This is a genomic window from Rhodococcus sp. H-CA8f, from assembly GCF_002501585.1.
GTDB lineage: Bacteria > Actinomycetota > Actinomycetes > Mycobacteriales > Mycobacteriaceae > Rhodococcus_F > Rhodococcus_F erythropolis.
Genome location: NZ_CP023720.1, coordinates 5,324,386 through 5,337,296 on the forward strand (window position 1 = coordinate 5,324,386; position 12,911 = coordinate 5,337,296).

Here is a 12,911-nt window from a genome sequence, read left to right on the forward strand (position 1 = left end):
CCACGCGCGGAGGAAGATCCATGCCCACTCACTACCTGGATTCGGAAAAGTCCGAGTCGTCTCTTCGGACCGATCAGACACGCATCACCATCACGGCGGAGCGTAGGCGGTGGGCACGTAAACCCGCACACATCACCGACGCACTCGATTTCTGGTCGTTCGCCGGAGCCGCTGCCAACGTCATCCTGCAACTCGGTTGGCCCGAGGTGGCGTACGGCGTCATGGAGAGCAAGGTCGAATCTGGTGCTCTGACAGCGCATCCGTGGAAGCGCGCACGAACCACAACGCAGTACCTGACGGTCGCGATCCTGGGCAACGAGGAAGAGCGAAAGGCCTACCGCGAGGCCGTGAATTCGGTACACCGACATGTGAAGTCGGATGCGAACAGCCCGGTCAAGTACAACGCCTTCAATCGCGAACTCCAATTATGGGTTGCTGCTTGCCTGTTCATCGGTTTCGAAGACAGTCATCAGTTGCTGCACGGCAAGATGTCGGAAGAACAGGCGGAGTCGTTCTATCAGTCCGCATCAACTTTGGGAACGACACTGCAGGTCACCGAAGAGATGTGGCCGGCCACACGCGCAGATTTCGAGCGCTACTGGAACCTCGGTTGCGAACGCGTCGTCATCGACGAACGCACCAAGCAGTATCTGATCGACCTGGTCAATCTACAGATGATCGCTTGGCCGATACGCTTGGTGTTCCGAAACTTGTTGCGGTTCCTGACGGTCGGATTCCTTCCACCGATCTACCGCGACCAACTCGACCTCGAGTGGACCGAAGACGACCGCCGCCGGTTCGAACACCTCTTCATTTTCGTGTCGTTCGTCAACAGGTTCATTCCACGCTCCGTTCGTCAGGCCGGCAACACCATTCAGATGCGCGACATTCGTCGTCGGATCAAGGCGAGCAAGAATCTCGTCTGAGCCAGCAGCGCGTAATTCGTTTTCAATTCTGCTGCCCCACAGGTAAATCGGGGCGGTCGGTCGACAACAAATCGCGGTTCGACACAGCCTCCTGTGTGACCACAACTGGGGCCGGAAAATCGACAAAACCGGCCGATCGAGCGCCACATACCGACGCCATCAAGACGCTTTTCCAGTGACTTGCATCACACTTTATCTCGATTATGTAACGCCGAGCGAGGTGGCATATCGCCACGCGACCTGGGAAAACACTCTTTGATGCATTTCTGTTGCACAAACATGCGTCGACACGCCGACCCGTGACCAATCCGTAATCATCTCTTATGGTTGGTGACAGCCCGATCAACCGGGCATTACCGAATCGCCACCGCCCGTCCCACCCCGCGGTTCGGACTCGACAACATTCCTAGTGGTGGGAGCGGAGCTGAGACGGTCACCGTCCTCCGTCGGCGGGACTCGAGAGGATTTACCAAAAATGACCAAGACCACCGTTACCCGTGCCCTTGCCTCTGTCGCCGCAGCCGGAGCCCTCGCAGCCGGAGCCCTCGGACTGAGCGCCGGCACCGCATCCGCAGCCACCCACGACTGGTCGGGTGTCGCAGAATGCGAATCTTCGGGCAACTGGGCCGCGAACACCGGAAACGGCTACTACGGCGGGCTCCAGTTCAGCCAGAGCACGTGGGAAGCCTACGGCGGAGCCGGCAGTGCCGCCAACGCCAGCCAGGCAGAACAGGTCCGCGTCGCGGAAAACGTCCTTGCCGGTCAAGGTGCCGGCGCGTGGCCGGTTTGCGGACAGTACCTCCGCTGACCCCAGCCCAAGTAGTGCGTCACTGCCCGGTGTTCGTCGAGAATTCGACGGACCCCGGGCAGCGTCGTACACCGATACCTATTTCCCACCACCACTACTGTTGAAAGATGTTACAGCGGTGCGTGATCCGTCGGGATGCCGCGGAGCGAGCGAGGTATATCGACTCGCCTTCCGATCCCCCATCATCCCGCGAAGAATTGTCGACAACCTTTGGAGCATCCTTCTGAACCGGTTGCGAGAACTGACCGGCGCAGCCGTAGACGCGTACGGGATGGGCTCCTTGCGCACGTAGTGCTCCATAACCCCAGTTTAGCCGTGTTTCGATGCCGAAATGCTCGAATACGGCGATGCCTCGCGGCCCTCATGGTGCCCGAACAAACTGTTCCAGCGAACTCGGTGATCCATCCTTGACCAGGCGTGCAAACCTGTCGGGTAAATCGCGTGGCCCGAACACTTCTCGACCATTGTGTGACAGAAGGCGGTCAACGCTCCACCACTCGAAGTGCTCGACCAGCTCGGCGGCCAGCGCTTCGCGCCCCAACGACCCACAGGGCTCGAATGCGGCCGCTACCGGCACGAGGAAGTAGTCGTTGATCGCACCGTCCCAACCCGGCAATATCGTCGGATCATGGATCTCCTCATGCCACACATGGGTGGCGGCGCCGTAGTCACGCAAGCCGATCTCCTCGTCCAATTCGCGCGCGAGCGCCTCGGGCGGGGTTTCGTCTCCTTCCAAGCCTCCGCCCGGAGGACACCAGACCGTCAGCCCGCCCCCCGGGTGCGATGAATCGGCAGAGCAAGTCAGCAGGTCAGGCCACAACGGCCAACTCCGGCAGTCCGGCAACCACAACCGCGAGGTTGTAACCCGACATCCGCAGTTCGCCGTTGTCCCCGGTTCTCGCGTACTCCGCATGACCGAAAGCCCGCTCGTGCTTGACACCGTCCGGGGTGATCCCCTCGGCCGTGGACAATCGGTGGAACTCGGTGCGTGTCGGATCGCCACCGAAACGGCCGAACCCCGCGATACTGTCGCCTTCCGCTTTCATGACGTAGACGTGGCGGTCGGCGATACCGAGGTCCGACTCCACCTTGGCCCGCACGCCGGGTGAACCGTAGAACACCACGTCGTCGACCGCTGCGCTTGCCCCGCGTTGCAGCGCAAGAGAAGTCGCAAGCGATCCGTAGGAGTGGCCCAACGCGGTGATATGGACTCCGTCGTTGACCGACGCAGCACGAAGACCGTGAAAGAAGCTACCCAATGCGTCGGCGGCTATGCCTGCCTTGGACGATCGACTTACGTCGAAGCTGGCCCGACCGATGTCGAACTTTCCCGGCCCGATCACCTGTGGCGCGTCGTATCCGATCCAGGCGATGGTGGCCACGCTCTCCTTTCGGCCGGCCAGTTCGAGTTGGCGCATCGCCTCGGCTCGTAATCGTGTTGCCTCGCCGACCATTCCGCGCATCGAGTCCTTGACGTTGGTGTTCAATCCGGGAATCGTCACGGAGATGTGATCCGCTGTGTCCGGATCACCGATCGCGATTGCCGCGAAGCCGCGTTCACCCGAGCGCATGTCCATGAGCAGTAACCGTCGACAAGGTTCGGCGCGAAACAACTCGTCGAGCGCGTCCAGATCCTCGAGTTTGCGTTCGGCGTACCACTGGCCCGCCCCTGTGTTACTCAGCCTGCCGCCGAAGAACTCACGGTGGAGTTCTTGCGAGATTCGGACTGAATCATCTTGCAGCCGTGCTCGTTCCGATTGAATTCGATCGAGATTGGCCGGACTGCGAACCGCAGAAGGAATTCCGTCGAGGTTGGCGATCAGGCCGGGTGCATGACGCAACATCTGACGCTGCCGATCAGGGCTGAACGCTCGCCACTCCTCCCCCACACGCACAGCTTTGTCACGGAGGTCGGTGCCGACCTGAGACCGCAGAGACAACGCATGATGAAGATCCGCGCTGACCAGCAGTGCCTCACCGATCAGTTCTCGCACCGCGACCTCGAGCAACTGGGCATGCACGTGGAGCGGGTGGCCGTCGGCGATGGGCGCAACGGCAGAGACCGTTCCGTCCTGACGAATATGCAAGTCGTCGGCGACGGCCTCTTTGCGCAGCGTATCCAGCCGTCGCCGGATGTCGCGGACACGATGAGCGACCAGAACGCCCTCCAGCCCAGCTGACAGCTGATCCAACGGTTCGACGTCCCATACGTCGATATCTGTGAGATCCACTCGGGTCAGGACGAACGAGCAGCGATCCGCGCCTGTACTTCCGGACGACGCAACGGCGGGACGGTCTGAGGTGGCTGTCTGCGAGGCGGCAATGCGCTGAGCAGGCGCGTCGTCGTTTCGGTCACCTCACGCACCGCCTGTTCGAAGGCGTCTCGGTTCGCGTCGGACACCTTGGCTATTCCACTCACCTTACGTACGTATTGGCGAGAGGCGGCCTCGATCTCCTCGGGCGTAGCAGCGGGCTCGAGTCCACGAAGTTCAGTGATGTTTCGGCACATAATTCGACGATAACCCTGCTCACCGACGCCGTCACGGTTCGATACACCAATGTATCCAAACTGCCACGCAGATCCGGGCATCACGGTAGTTTCAGTGAAATTCCCCCAGTGACTGGAAGTAGCCACTAACTCATGGACTCTGCACTCACCTCCGTCGGCCTACCCGCCGCACTCGCCATCATCATGTTCGGCCTCGGGCTTTCCCTGACGGTCGGAGATTTCGCCCGCGTGGCAAAAGCGCCGAAGGCGGTTTCGATCGCCCTGATCTGTCAGTTGTTGTTGCTCCCGGCCGCGGCCTTCGGATTGGTCACGTTGTTCGACCTCGACCCACTGCTCGCGGTCGGCATGATGCTCCTCGCCGCATCACCGGGCGGCACGACGGCAAACTTGTTCAGCCATCTGTTCCGCGGCGACGTTGCTCTCAATGTGACGCTGACAGCGGTCAATTCGGTGATAGCGGTGGTCACTCTCCCCCTGATCACCAACTTCGCGTTGGGTTACTTCGAACCTGAGGACGCGGACGGCACTCTCGGGCTTCAGTTCACGAAGGTGCTTCAGGTCTTTGCCGTCGTATTGATTCCTGTCGCTCTCGGAATGTGGGTTCGGTTGCGCTCGAGCGCCTTTGCCGGGCGGATGGACAAGCCCGTCCGCATCGGATCCGCGGTGGTTCTGGCACTGGTGATCGTCGGAACGGTTGTTTCCGAGCGCGAGAACATCGCGGACTATCTCGTCGACATCGGCGTCGTCGCTGCCTTGTTCTGCCTACTGAGCCTCTCGATCGGTTACGTCGTTCCCCGGATATTCGGCATCGAGGATCGTCAGGCAATCGCCAGTTCCATGGAAATCGGCATCCACAACAGCACGTTGGCGATCACCATCGCCGTCAGTCTCCTCGGCAACGTGCAATTGGCAGTGCCGGCTGCGGTGTACGGCGTTCTCATGTTCCCGCTCGCCGCTGCCTTCGGCGCAACGATCACCCGCAAGTCACGGACAATGGCCGAAATCGACTAATATCAGGCGGTTTTCGATATAGGTGATCTGGTATCGCCGACCCTACGATCGATACGGACTCAGACCGAAGGGTATCGAAAAATGCTGACCACCACACCTACCGTGCTGGACGAACGCGCCTGGCAAGAGCTAGTCGACGCACTGACCCGTCGCCAATTCGGCATCGGAGCCGGGATGGCAGCAGTAGCAACAATTCTGTCGTCCTGCAGTTCCAGTGACGGTTCGGGTACATCTGACGACACTCAAATGCGCACCGTCACCACACCGTTGGAAACTTACGACATACCGACCAACCCCAAGCGGGTCTTGGCCGTCGACGCCCGCACCGACCTCGAGCTCGCCATTGCCCTGGAACTACCGGTCTTCGGATACAACATCTCGCCCGCCACCGAGTGGGTTCCCGTCGACGGCTCGGCCGAATACCTCAGCGACAAGCCCAATCTGGAGCAGATCCTCGGACTCGCACCCGATCTCATCATCTGCGTCAACGCCGACAACGAGTACTGGCCCGCTGCAAAACTCCAAGCCATCGCTCCTGTCCTGACAACCGAATCGAAGCGGACGTGGCGAGAAAATCTCACCCGACTCTCCGATTGGTTGGGCCGAACGCCCACCATGGATCGCCTGATTACCGATTACGACGCTCTGATCACCGACATCCGCTCTCGACACGCTTCGGCGATCGCGGGAAAGACCGTCGCGAGTTTGTCCTACAGTCCGGACAAGGCCACGATCTACATCGACAGCCTGCCCGTGTCGGAGGAAACCGGTAAGAAGAATCGCCAACCCACCGACATGACGCTCGCTGACATCGGCGGAAGGACATTGAACACAACCGGTTTCGACAATCAGGGGCGACTGAGCATCGAGGAGATGGATTGCCTTCGCGATTGCGACGCGTTCATGGTATCCGTCACCGACAGCAGCGACACCACCTTCGATCAGCTCTCGGACAACAAGTTGTGGCAACGACTTCCGGCTGTGCAGGCCGGGAACGTCACCGTTCTGCGCGGCAGTACGTACTACGGATCCATCTACACCAACATGTACGTAGCCAAGAGCTGGGACGATCTCTATTCGACGCTCGACTGATCAGACTTGTCCGTGGAAATGCCGGCCGCTCCCACGCGGTCGGCATTTCACGTTTCGAGGTCGATGCCCAACGCTCCGGAGAGGGTCCGCAGACAAATCACTCTCAACTCTTCCTGCGGTATGGAAGGTTGATCGAGCCAGTCGAGGCAGACAGCTCGGACGAATGCGATCCATCCCCGAACTGCGACGGCAGCGATCTGTCTTCTTTCACCCTCGAATTCCAGTGCGTCGAGGATCCGAATCTGCTGCTGTTCGAGTTCCCGTTCGACGATCGCTCGGATACCGGCCTCGGCGGAGAGCGTCCCCACGTTGATGGCGCGTACTCCCCTGCTGTGCGACTTCACGTACGCGAAGTAGGCGTCCAACCCGGCTGCCACCTGTTCGCGCACCGGTAGCGTCGCGTCCGGTGCGGTCACCTCGAGCAGGTGCTGCGATTCGCGCTCGACGATTGCGGCGAAGAAGTCTCGCTTGGTCGGAAAGTAGTGGTACATCAACCCGCGCGAGACGCCCGCAATCTCGGCGACCTCTTCGATCCAGACGTCCTCGTACGAACGATCGGCAAAAAGTTGCGCGCCGATGTCGAGCAACTGCGTGCGCCGCTGCTCTCGGTCCAGGCGTTTTCGTGGTGCGACCATAGACAAGTCAGATTACTACTTGACACCGATTCAGTAAGGCGTACTTTGCGTACTAGACACCAATTCAGTAAGCGATCTCACCCGGGGGACACACCATGAGCGTCGACACCACTCCAGAGGCGACGACCGATGCTCGGATCCCGCATCCGGCATGGCGCCTGCCAGTCCTCGGGGACGTCCTCGGGATCAATATCCGGACGCCGCTGCAGAACTCCGTGAGCATCGGGCGCGAACTCGGCCCGATCTTCGAGAGAAATGTCCTGGGAAATCGCTTCGTCTTCGCCTCGGGCGCGGACATGGTGGCAGAACTGTCCGACGAGTCCCGGTTCGCGAAGCACCTTGCGCCTGGAGTCAAAGCACTCCGCGGAATCGGCGGCGACGGACTGTTCACTGCGTACAACCACGAACCCAACTGGGGCAAGGCGCACAATCTCCTGGCCCCGGCGTTCAGCCAGACTGCGATGCGCTCGTACCACCGCACCATGCTCGACGTGGCCGGCGAGCTGGTCGATCATTGGGACAGTCGTGACAGCGACTCCCCCATCGACGTCTCGGCAGACATGACCAAGCTGACGTTGGAGACCATCGGACGCACTGGATTCAGCTACTCGTTCGACTCTTTCGAACGTGAAGAGCAGCACCCGTTCGTCAAGGCGATGGTCGGCGCTCTCTCCCATTCACAACGCACGACGTTCTTGAAGTCGACGGCCCTGGGGCGAGTCCTCGCACGTCGGGCCGATCAACGTGACGAGGTCCGCAAGGCGTACATGGCCGAGGTTGTGGACGAGGTGATCCGTGCCCGGCGGACAAGTACCGAACCGGGGCCCGAAGATCTTCTCGAACTGATGCTGCGGGCGGCACGCGAAAACGATCCCAACCGTATCGACGAACTGAACATCCGCCATCAGGTCGTGACCTTCCTCGTCGCGGGACACGAAACCACCTCCGGCGCGTTGTCGTTCGCGCTGTACTACCTGTCACGAAACCCTGACGTGCTGGCCAAGGCGCAAGCCGAGGTCGACAAGGTCTGGGAGGGCGAGGAGCCCGCCTTCGAGAAGATCGCGAAACTTCGATACGTACGACGCGTCCTCGACGAATCGCTGCGTCTGTGGCCGACCGCTCCCGCCTACGGCCGTGCGGCGCTCGAAGACACCACGCTCGTCGGCAAGTATCCGATGAAGAAGGGCGATTGGATGCTCGTGCTCATCCCGTCACTTCATCGCGATCCCGTGTGGGGCAACGATCCCGAGGCTTTCGATCCGGATCGCTTCCTACCTGCCAACATCAAGGCCAGGCCGGCGCACGTGTACAAGCCGTTCGGAACAGGTGAACGCGCCTGCATCGGAAGACAATTCGCCATTCACGAAGCGGTCCTCGTGTTGGGCACCATCTTGCAGAAATATACGATCGAAGCCGATCCGGACTACGAGTTGAAGGTGGCCGAACGGCTCACCCTGATGCCCGAAGGCTTCAACTTGACGGTCCGCCGACGCTGAGCTCGGCAAACAGCGTCGAGTAAGTCGGTTGAACGGTCCCGAATGCGGTAATCCCTGAGGTGGCAGCAGCGAGCACCGGCGCACCCTGGGAGTTCACATGACAAAGAGGCCTGCAGTTGGAATCGTCTTGCTCTCCGCGGCATTGGCCACGGGAGCGTGCTCGGCAAGCGTCGGGACGCCACAAGTGGACAAGTCCGAAGTCGCAAGTCAGATCTCCACTCAACTCGCCGAGAAGATCGGCGAGCCACCTGACGACGTGACGTGTCCGGAGAACCTCGACGCAGAAGTCGGCGCATCGATCACGTGCATCCTGACCGAGCAGGGCACCGAATACGACGTCACAGCTACCGTGACCAGCGTTGACGGTGAAAGTGCGAACTTCGACATCAAGGTTGCGGATGCGCCGAACAACTAACTGCTGTGCGCCTTTATTAACCGCCGGCGGTTAATAAAGGCGCACAGCAAGGCGTCAGAGCCGCTCGATAATCGTCGCGTTTGCGGTGCCGCCACCTTCACAGATGGTCAGCAGGCCGTAACGACCGCCGGTGCGCTCGAGTTCGTTGAGCAGGGTCGCCATCAGCTTGGTGCCAGTCGCGCCGAGCGGGTGACCGAGTGCGATCGCGCCGCCGTTGACGTTGACCTTGGCCGGATCTGCGCCGATCTCCTTGATCCAGGCCAGGACGACCGGGGCAAAAGCTTCGTTGATCTCGACGATGTCGATGTCCTCGATGCTCAGACCGGCCTTCGCGAGAGCATGCTTCGTGGCCGGGATCGGCGCACTGAGCATGAAGATCGGGTCGTCGCCGCGAGCGCTGAGGTGATGAATCCGGGCGCGGGGCTTGAGGTTGTACTTCTCCACCGCTTCCGCCGACGCCAGCAGCAGCGCACTCGCACCGTCGGAGATCTGGCTGGCCACCGCTGCGGTCATGCGGCCGTCTTCGACGAGAACCTTGAGCGTCGCCATCTTTTCGAGGCTGGTCTCGCGGGGTCCTTCGTCGACGGTCGCGTCGCCCATGGCGACGATCTCGTTGTCGAAGCGACCCGCGGCGATTGCAGCCTTGGCGCGCTCATGGCTCTGCAGGGCCCACTTCTCGAGCTCTTCGCGGCTGATGTCCCACTTCTCGGCGATCATTTCGGCGCCCTTGAACTGCGAGACTTCCTGGTCACCGTAGCGCTCGGTCCAACCGACCGAACCCGAAGTCGGCGTGTCGAATCCGTACTGCTGACCGACGATCATCGCTGCCGAGATCGGAATCTGGCTCATGTTCTGAACGCCGCCGGCAACGATCAGATCCGCGGTGCCCGACAGGATGGCCTGAGCGCCGAAGTGCACTGCCTGCTGGCTCGAACCGCACTGACGGTCAACGGTCACCCCGGGAACGTGCTCCGGGAATCCCGCTGCGAGCCAGGACATACGGGCGATGTTGCCGGCCTGGCCGCCGATGGCGTCGACGCAACCGAAGATCACGTCGTCGACGTCACTGGGGTCGATACCGGTGCGCTCGACCAGTGCCTTGACGACGTGCGCACCGAGATCGATGGGGTGCACGCCGGACAGCGCGCCACCCCTCTTGCCGATCGGTGTGCGAATGGCGTCGACGATGTAAACCTCGGACATAGCGTTAGCTCCTAGTTTCGTTGTGCAGCAATAGTTCTTGAAGTTGATTCAGCAATAGCGTCTGAAGTTGTAGCCGGATCGGAGAGCCCGTCGAGCACGATCGCGAGATATTGAGCCGCGACGGCGTGAGCCGAGAGGGATCCACCCGGGCGGTACCAGCGAACCGCGACCCACACGGTGTCTCGCATGAATCGGAAGACCAACTCGACGTCGATGTCGGAACGGAAGGTCCCGTCCGCGACGCCGGCTTCGAGGACGCCGACCCACAGGTCCCGGAATTCGGTGTTGCGCTCGGCCAGGTAAGCGAAGCGCTCGTTCCCGACGAGGTGCTTGACCTCGTCCTGGTAGATCGCCACAGCCGAATGTGAGGCGTCGATGGCCTCGTAGGAGGTCACCACCAGCGCTTCGAGCGTCGCGCGACTGTCCAACCCCGCCGCGACGATCTCGCGGTATTTTCCGAAGAGTTCGTCGAGGAACTGGTGCAGGATCTCGTCGACCATCGACTCTTTGGAATCGAAATGGTGATACAAGCTGCCGGACAGTATCCCGGCGGCGTCGGCGATGTCGCGGACGGTCGTCGCGCGCACTCCGCGATCGGCGAACAGCCCCGCCGCGATCTCGAGCAGCTCGTCGCGGCGCCCGGACTTGCCGTTTGATTCGTCGGAATTTCGAGGTGGCGTCATGTATTCAATCCTATCCAGGGCCTTCCCCTGTGCGCGGTCAGCGAGTCCGGGGACTCCTTAACCGCGCACGGGGACGCTAGGCCCTCTGCGAAGAAACGGAGACGATCTCGCCGGTCATGTAGGTGGAGTAATCGCTGGCGAGCATCGCGATGACCGTTGCGATCTCCCAGACCTCCGCGGCGCGGCCGTAGGCCTCGCCGGAAGCCAACTGGTCGAGCAGTTCCTCACTGGTGACCTTCGCCAAAAACGCGTGACGCGCGATGGAGGGCGAGACCGCGTTGATACGGACTCCGTACTCCGCGGCTTCGATAGCGCTGCACCGAGTCAGTGCCATGACGCCCGCCTTGGCTGCGGCGTAGTGAGCCTGGGAATGCTGCGCCCGCCAACCGAGAACGGACGCGTTGTTCACCAGAACACCGCCGTGGGGAACGCTCTTGAAGTACCGCAGCGCGGCACGCGTCGAACGGAAGGTGCTGTTGAGGGTGATGTCGAGAACGCGATCCCACTGATCGTCCGTCATGTCGACGACGGGTGTCTCGCCGCCCAGGCCTGCGTTGTTGACGACGATGTCGATACGTCCCAACTTCTCGGCCGCGCCGACGAACAACGCGTCGACCTGCTCGGTGCTGGAGACGTCGCAGATGATGGACTCGACCTGCTGGCCGGGAAACTCGGCCTTCAGCTTCTCCACCGTCTCGCCGAGCCGACGCTCGTGGAAGTCGGAGACGAGAACGTCGCCGCCCTCGAGAAGCACCCGGCGCGCGGTAGAGAAGCCGATGCCGGTTCCGGCTGCGGCGGTGATGATCGCCTTCTTGCCCGCGAGCAGTCCGTGGCCCGGGGTTTCCTCGGGCGCAACGGAAAGCGGGGACGCGGCTTTGGTGTCAGACATTAACGAGCCTCTCGGGGAAGACCGAGCACGCGCTCGGAAATGATGTTGCGCTGAATTTCGTTGGAGCCGCCGTAAATCGTGTCGGCGCGGGTGAAGAGGAAGAGGCGCTGCCACTCGTCGAGTTCGAGATGCTCGGGGTCGGTGATGTCCGAGGCATTGCCTTCGGAATCCGCCCACGGTGCAACCAACGACGACGCACCCTGCACGTCCATCGCCAGCTGTCCCAGGTCACGATGCCAGTTGGCCCACAACAGTTTTGCGACGGACGCTTCTCCGCCACCGGTTCCGGCGTCGACCGCGTCGAGAGTACGCATCGCGTGGGCGCGCATCACGCGCAGTCCGACCCAGGCGCGAGCGATCTTCTCGCGAATGTGCGGATCCTGGTCACTGCCATTGGCCTTCGCCAGGTCGACGACGCCCTGGAGCTCGCGAGCGAATCCGATCTGCTGTCCGAGCGTCGATACCCCGCGCTCGAAGGTGAGCAGCCCCATCGCGATCTTCCAGCCCTCGCCAGGTTCCCCGACCACCAGATCGGCGTCGGTGACGGCGTCGTCGAAGAAGACCTCGTTGAACTCCGACGTACCGGTGAGCTGCTGGATGGGCCGAACTGTCACACCAGGCTGATCCAACGGGACCAGCAGGAAGCTCAAGCCCTGATGACGCTTGGAGCCCACCTCGGTGCGGCAGACCACGAAGCACCACTGCGCGACGTGAGCCAGTGAGGTCCACACCTTCTGGCCGTTGATGATCCACTTGCCGCCTTCGAGGCGTGCGGTGGTGGAGACGTTCGCGAGGTCTGAACCGGCGCCAGGCTCGGAGTAGCCCTGCGACCACAGTTCGCTGACCGTGTTGATGCCAGGAAGGAATCGGCGTTTCTGCTCGTCGGTTCCGTACGCGATCAGCGTCGGGCCGAGCAGCTCTTCACCGATGTGGCTGACGCGAGCGGGCGCACCGGCCTTCGCGTACTCCTGATGGAAGATGACCTGCTGAGAGATGCTTGCTCCCCGCCCGCCGAACTCCTTCGGCCACCCGAGGCACGTCCATCCTGCGGCTGCGAGGTGCTTGTCCCACTCGAGTCGTTGCTCGAAGAACTCGTGCTCACTGCCGGGGCCGCCCTTACCCTTGAGCTGGGCAAATTTGCCCGTCAAGTTCTCGGCCAACCACTGCGCGACCGTGGCCGCAAACTCGTCGTCCGTCATCTGCCCGTCCGGGCTCTCGCTCTGGTCCACATATGTAAGATAACC

At 61.6% G+C, this 12,911-nt stretch carries 13 protein-coding genes and 1 pseudogene; 6 read left to right on the forward strand and 8 right to left on the reverse strand.

Annotated elements, in window-relative coordinates; genetic code table 11:
- The first annotated feature begins 20 nt into the window (after positions 1–20).
- Both CPI83_RS24730 and CPI83_RS24735 read left to right on the forward strand, forming a co-directional pair.
- Positions 21–926 (forward strand): oxygenase MpaB family protein, encoded by a 906-nt coding sequence (locus CPI83_RS24730; RefSeq protein WP_020968478.1) that lies wholly within the window; start codon positions 21–23, stop codon positions 924–926.
- A gap of 475 nt (positions 927–1,401) precedes the next feature.
- A pseudogene (locus CPI83_RS24735) lies at positions 1,402–1,728 on the forward strand (transglycosylase family protein); the annotation flags it as partial.
- 367 nt (positions 1,729–2,095) lie between these two features.
- Here the strand turns inward: CPI83_RS24735 and CPI83_RS24740 are convergent.
- From CPI83_RS24740 to CPI83_RS24750, 3 genes are read right to left on the reverse strand one after another with little or no spacing between them, the layout of a single operon-like run.
- Positions 2,096–2,647, reverse strand: a complete 552-nt coding sequence (locus CPI83_RS24740) for an NUDIX hydrolase (RefSeq protein WP_097387854.1) — start codon at positions 2,645–2,647, stop codon at positions 2,096–2,098.
- The gene (locus CPI83_RS24745) at positions 2,544–3,965 is read right to left on the reverse strand and encodes an alpha/beta hydrolase (protein ID WP_092764603.1); all 1,422 of its coding nucleotides are present in this window, start codon (positions 3,963–3,965) and stop codon (positions 2,544–2,546) included. The genes CPI83_RS24740 and CPI83_RS24745 overlap by 104 nt, the downstream gene beginning before the upstream one ends.
- A 5-nt stretch (positions 3,966–3,970) precedes the next feature.
- Positions 3,971–4,243, reverse strand: a complete 273-nt coding sequence (locus CPI83_RS24750) for a DUF2277 domain-containing protein (RefSeq protein WP_003945457.1) — start codon at positions 4,241–4,243, stop codon at positions 3,971–3,973.
- A gap of 132 nt (positions 4,244–4,375) precedes the next feature.
- Here CPI83_RS24750 and CPI83_RS24755 point away from each other — a divergent pair, with 132 nt between their 5' ends.
- Both CPI83_RS24755 and CPI83_RS24760 read left to right on the forward strand, forming a co-directional pair.
- Positions 4,376–5,254, forward strand: coding sequence for a bile acid:sodium symporter family protein (locus CPI83_RS24755; RefSeq protein ID WP_097387855.1), 879 nt, complete (start codon positions 4,376–4,378; stop codon positions 5,252–5,254).
- 81 nt (positions 5,255–5,335) lie between these two features.
- Positions 5,336–6,346: an ABC transporter substrate-binding protein gene (locus CPI83_RS24760; protein WP_097387856.1), complete on the forward strand. Its 1,011-nt coding sequence runs from the start codon at positions 5,336–5,338 to the stop codon at positions 6,344–6,346.
- Positions 6,347–6,393: 47 nt separating this feature from the next.
- On the opposite strand, the gene CPI83_RS24765 is transcribed toward CPI83_RS24760, so the two are convergent.
- Positions 6,394–6,981: a TetR/AcrR family transcriptional regulator gene (locus CPI83_RS24765; RefSeq protein ID WP_020906279.1), complete on the reverse strand. Its 588-nt coding sequence runs from the start codon at positions 6,979–6,981 to the stop codon at positions 6,394–6,396.
- Between the two features lie 95 nt (positions 6,982–7,076).
- On the opposite strand from CPI83_RS24765, the gene CPI83_RS24770 reads away from it, so the two are divergent.
- Complete coding sequence (locus CPI83_RS24770; RefSeq protein ID WP_020906278.1) at positions 7,077–8,477, forward strand: cytochrome P450; 1,401 nt, start codon at positions 7,077–7,079, stop codon at positions 8,475–8,477.
- A gap of 97 nt (positions 8,478–8,574) precedes the next feature.
- Positions 8,575–8,892, forward strand: a complete 318-nt coding sequence (locus CPI83_RS24775) for a DUF4333 domain-containing protein (RefSeq protein ID WP_073512010.1) — start codon at positions 8,575–8,577, stop codon at positions 8,890–8,892.
- Between the two features lie 54 nt (positions 8,893–8,946).
- Here the strand turns inward: CPI83_RS24775 and CPI83_RS24780 are convergent, their stop codons facing one another.
- From CPI83_RS24780 to CPI83_RS24795, 4 genes are all read right to left on the reverse strand, one after another.
- On the reverse strand, positions 8,947–10,095 hold the full coding sequence (locus CPI83_RS24780; RefSeq protein ID WP_003945727.1) for an acetyl-CoA C-acetyltransferase: 1,149 nt from the start codon (positions 10,093–10,095) through the stop codon (positions 8,947–8,949).
- An 11-nt stretch (positions 10,096–10,106) separates the two neighbouring features.
- Positions 10,107–10,778, reverse strand: a complete 672-nt coding sequence (locus tag CPI83_RS24785) for a TetR/AcrR family transcriptional regulator (RefSeq protein WP_003945807.1) — start codon at positions 10,776–10,778, stop codon at positions 10,107–10,109.
- A 76-nt stretch (positions 10,779–10,854) separates the two neighbouring features.
- Positions 10,855–11,667: an SDR family oxidoreductase gene (locus CPI83_RS24790; RefSeq protein WP_003945582.1), complete on the reverse strand. Its 813-nt coding sequence runs from the start codon at positions 11,665–11,667 to the stop codon at positions 10,855–10,857.
- Positions 11,667–12,896 (reverse strand): acyl-CoA dehydrogenase family protein, encoded by a 1,230-nt coding sequence (locus CPI83_RS24795; RefSeq protein WP_020968470.1) that lies wholly within the window; start codon positions 12,894–12,896, stop codon positions 11,667–11,669. The genes CPI83_RS24790 and CPI83_RS24795 overlap by 1 nt, the downstream gene beginning before the upstream one ends.
- Positions 12,897–12,911: the final 15 nt, after the last annotated feature.

What these genes read in the sequence shown, in the direction of transcription:
- CPI83_RS24760 (WP_097387856.1), top strand. Translation starts at nt 5,336, where the DNA reads ATGCTGACCACCACACCTACCGTGCTGGACGAACGCGCCTGGCAAGAG.
- CPI83_RS24780 (WP_003945727.1), bottom strand. Translation starts at nt 10,095, where the DNA reads ATGTCCGAGGTTTACATCGTCGACGCCATTCGCACACCGATCGGCAAG.
- CPI83_RS24750 (WP_003945457.1), bottom strand. Translation starts at nt 4,243, where the DNA reads ATGTGCCGAAACATCACTGAACTTCGTGGACTCGAGCCCGCTGCTACG.
- CPI83_RS24770 (WP_020906278.1), top strand. Translation starts at nt 7,077, where the DNA reads ATGAGCGTCGACACCACTCCAGAGGCGACGACCGATGCTCGGATCCCG.
- CPI83_RS24785 (WP_003945807.1), bottom strand. Translation starts at nt 10,778, where the DNA reads ATGACGCCACCTCGAAATTCCGACGAATCAAACGGCAAGTCCGGGCGC.
- CPI83_RS24730 (WP_020968478.1), top strand. Translation starts at nt 21, where the DNA reads ATGCCCACTCACTACCTGGATTCGGAAAAGTCCGAGTCGTCTCTTCGG.
- CPI83_RS24790 (WP_003945582.1), bottom strand. Translation starts at nt 11,667, where the DNA reads ATGTCTGACACCAAAGCCGCGTCCCCGCTTTCCGTTGCGCCCGAGGAA.
- CPI83_RS24755 (WP_097387855.1), top strand. Translation starts at nt 4,376, where the DNA reads ATGGACTCTGCACTCACCTCCGTCGGCCTACCCGCCGCACTCGCCATC.
- CPI83_RS24775 (WP_073512010.1), top strand. Translation starts at nt 8,575, where the DNA reads ATGACAAAGAGGCCTGCAGTTGGAATCGTCTTGCTCTCCGCGGCATTG.
- CPI83_RS24765 (WP_020906279.1), bottom strand. Translation starts at nt 6,981, where the DNA reads ATGGTCGCACCACGAAAACGCCTGGACCGAGAGCAGCGGCGCACGCAG.
- CPI83_RS24740 (WP_097387854.1), bottom strand. Translation starts at nt 2,647, where the DNA reads ATGCGGAGTACGCGAGAACCGGGGACAACGGCGAACTGCGGATGTCGG.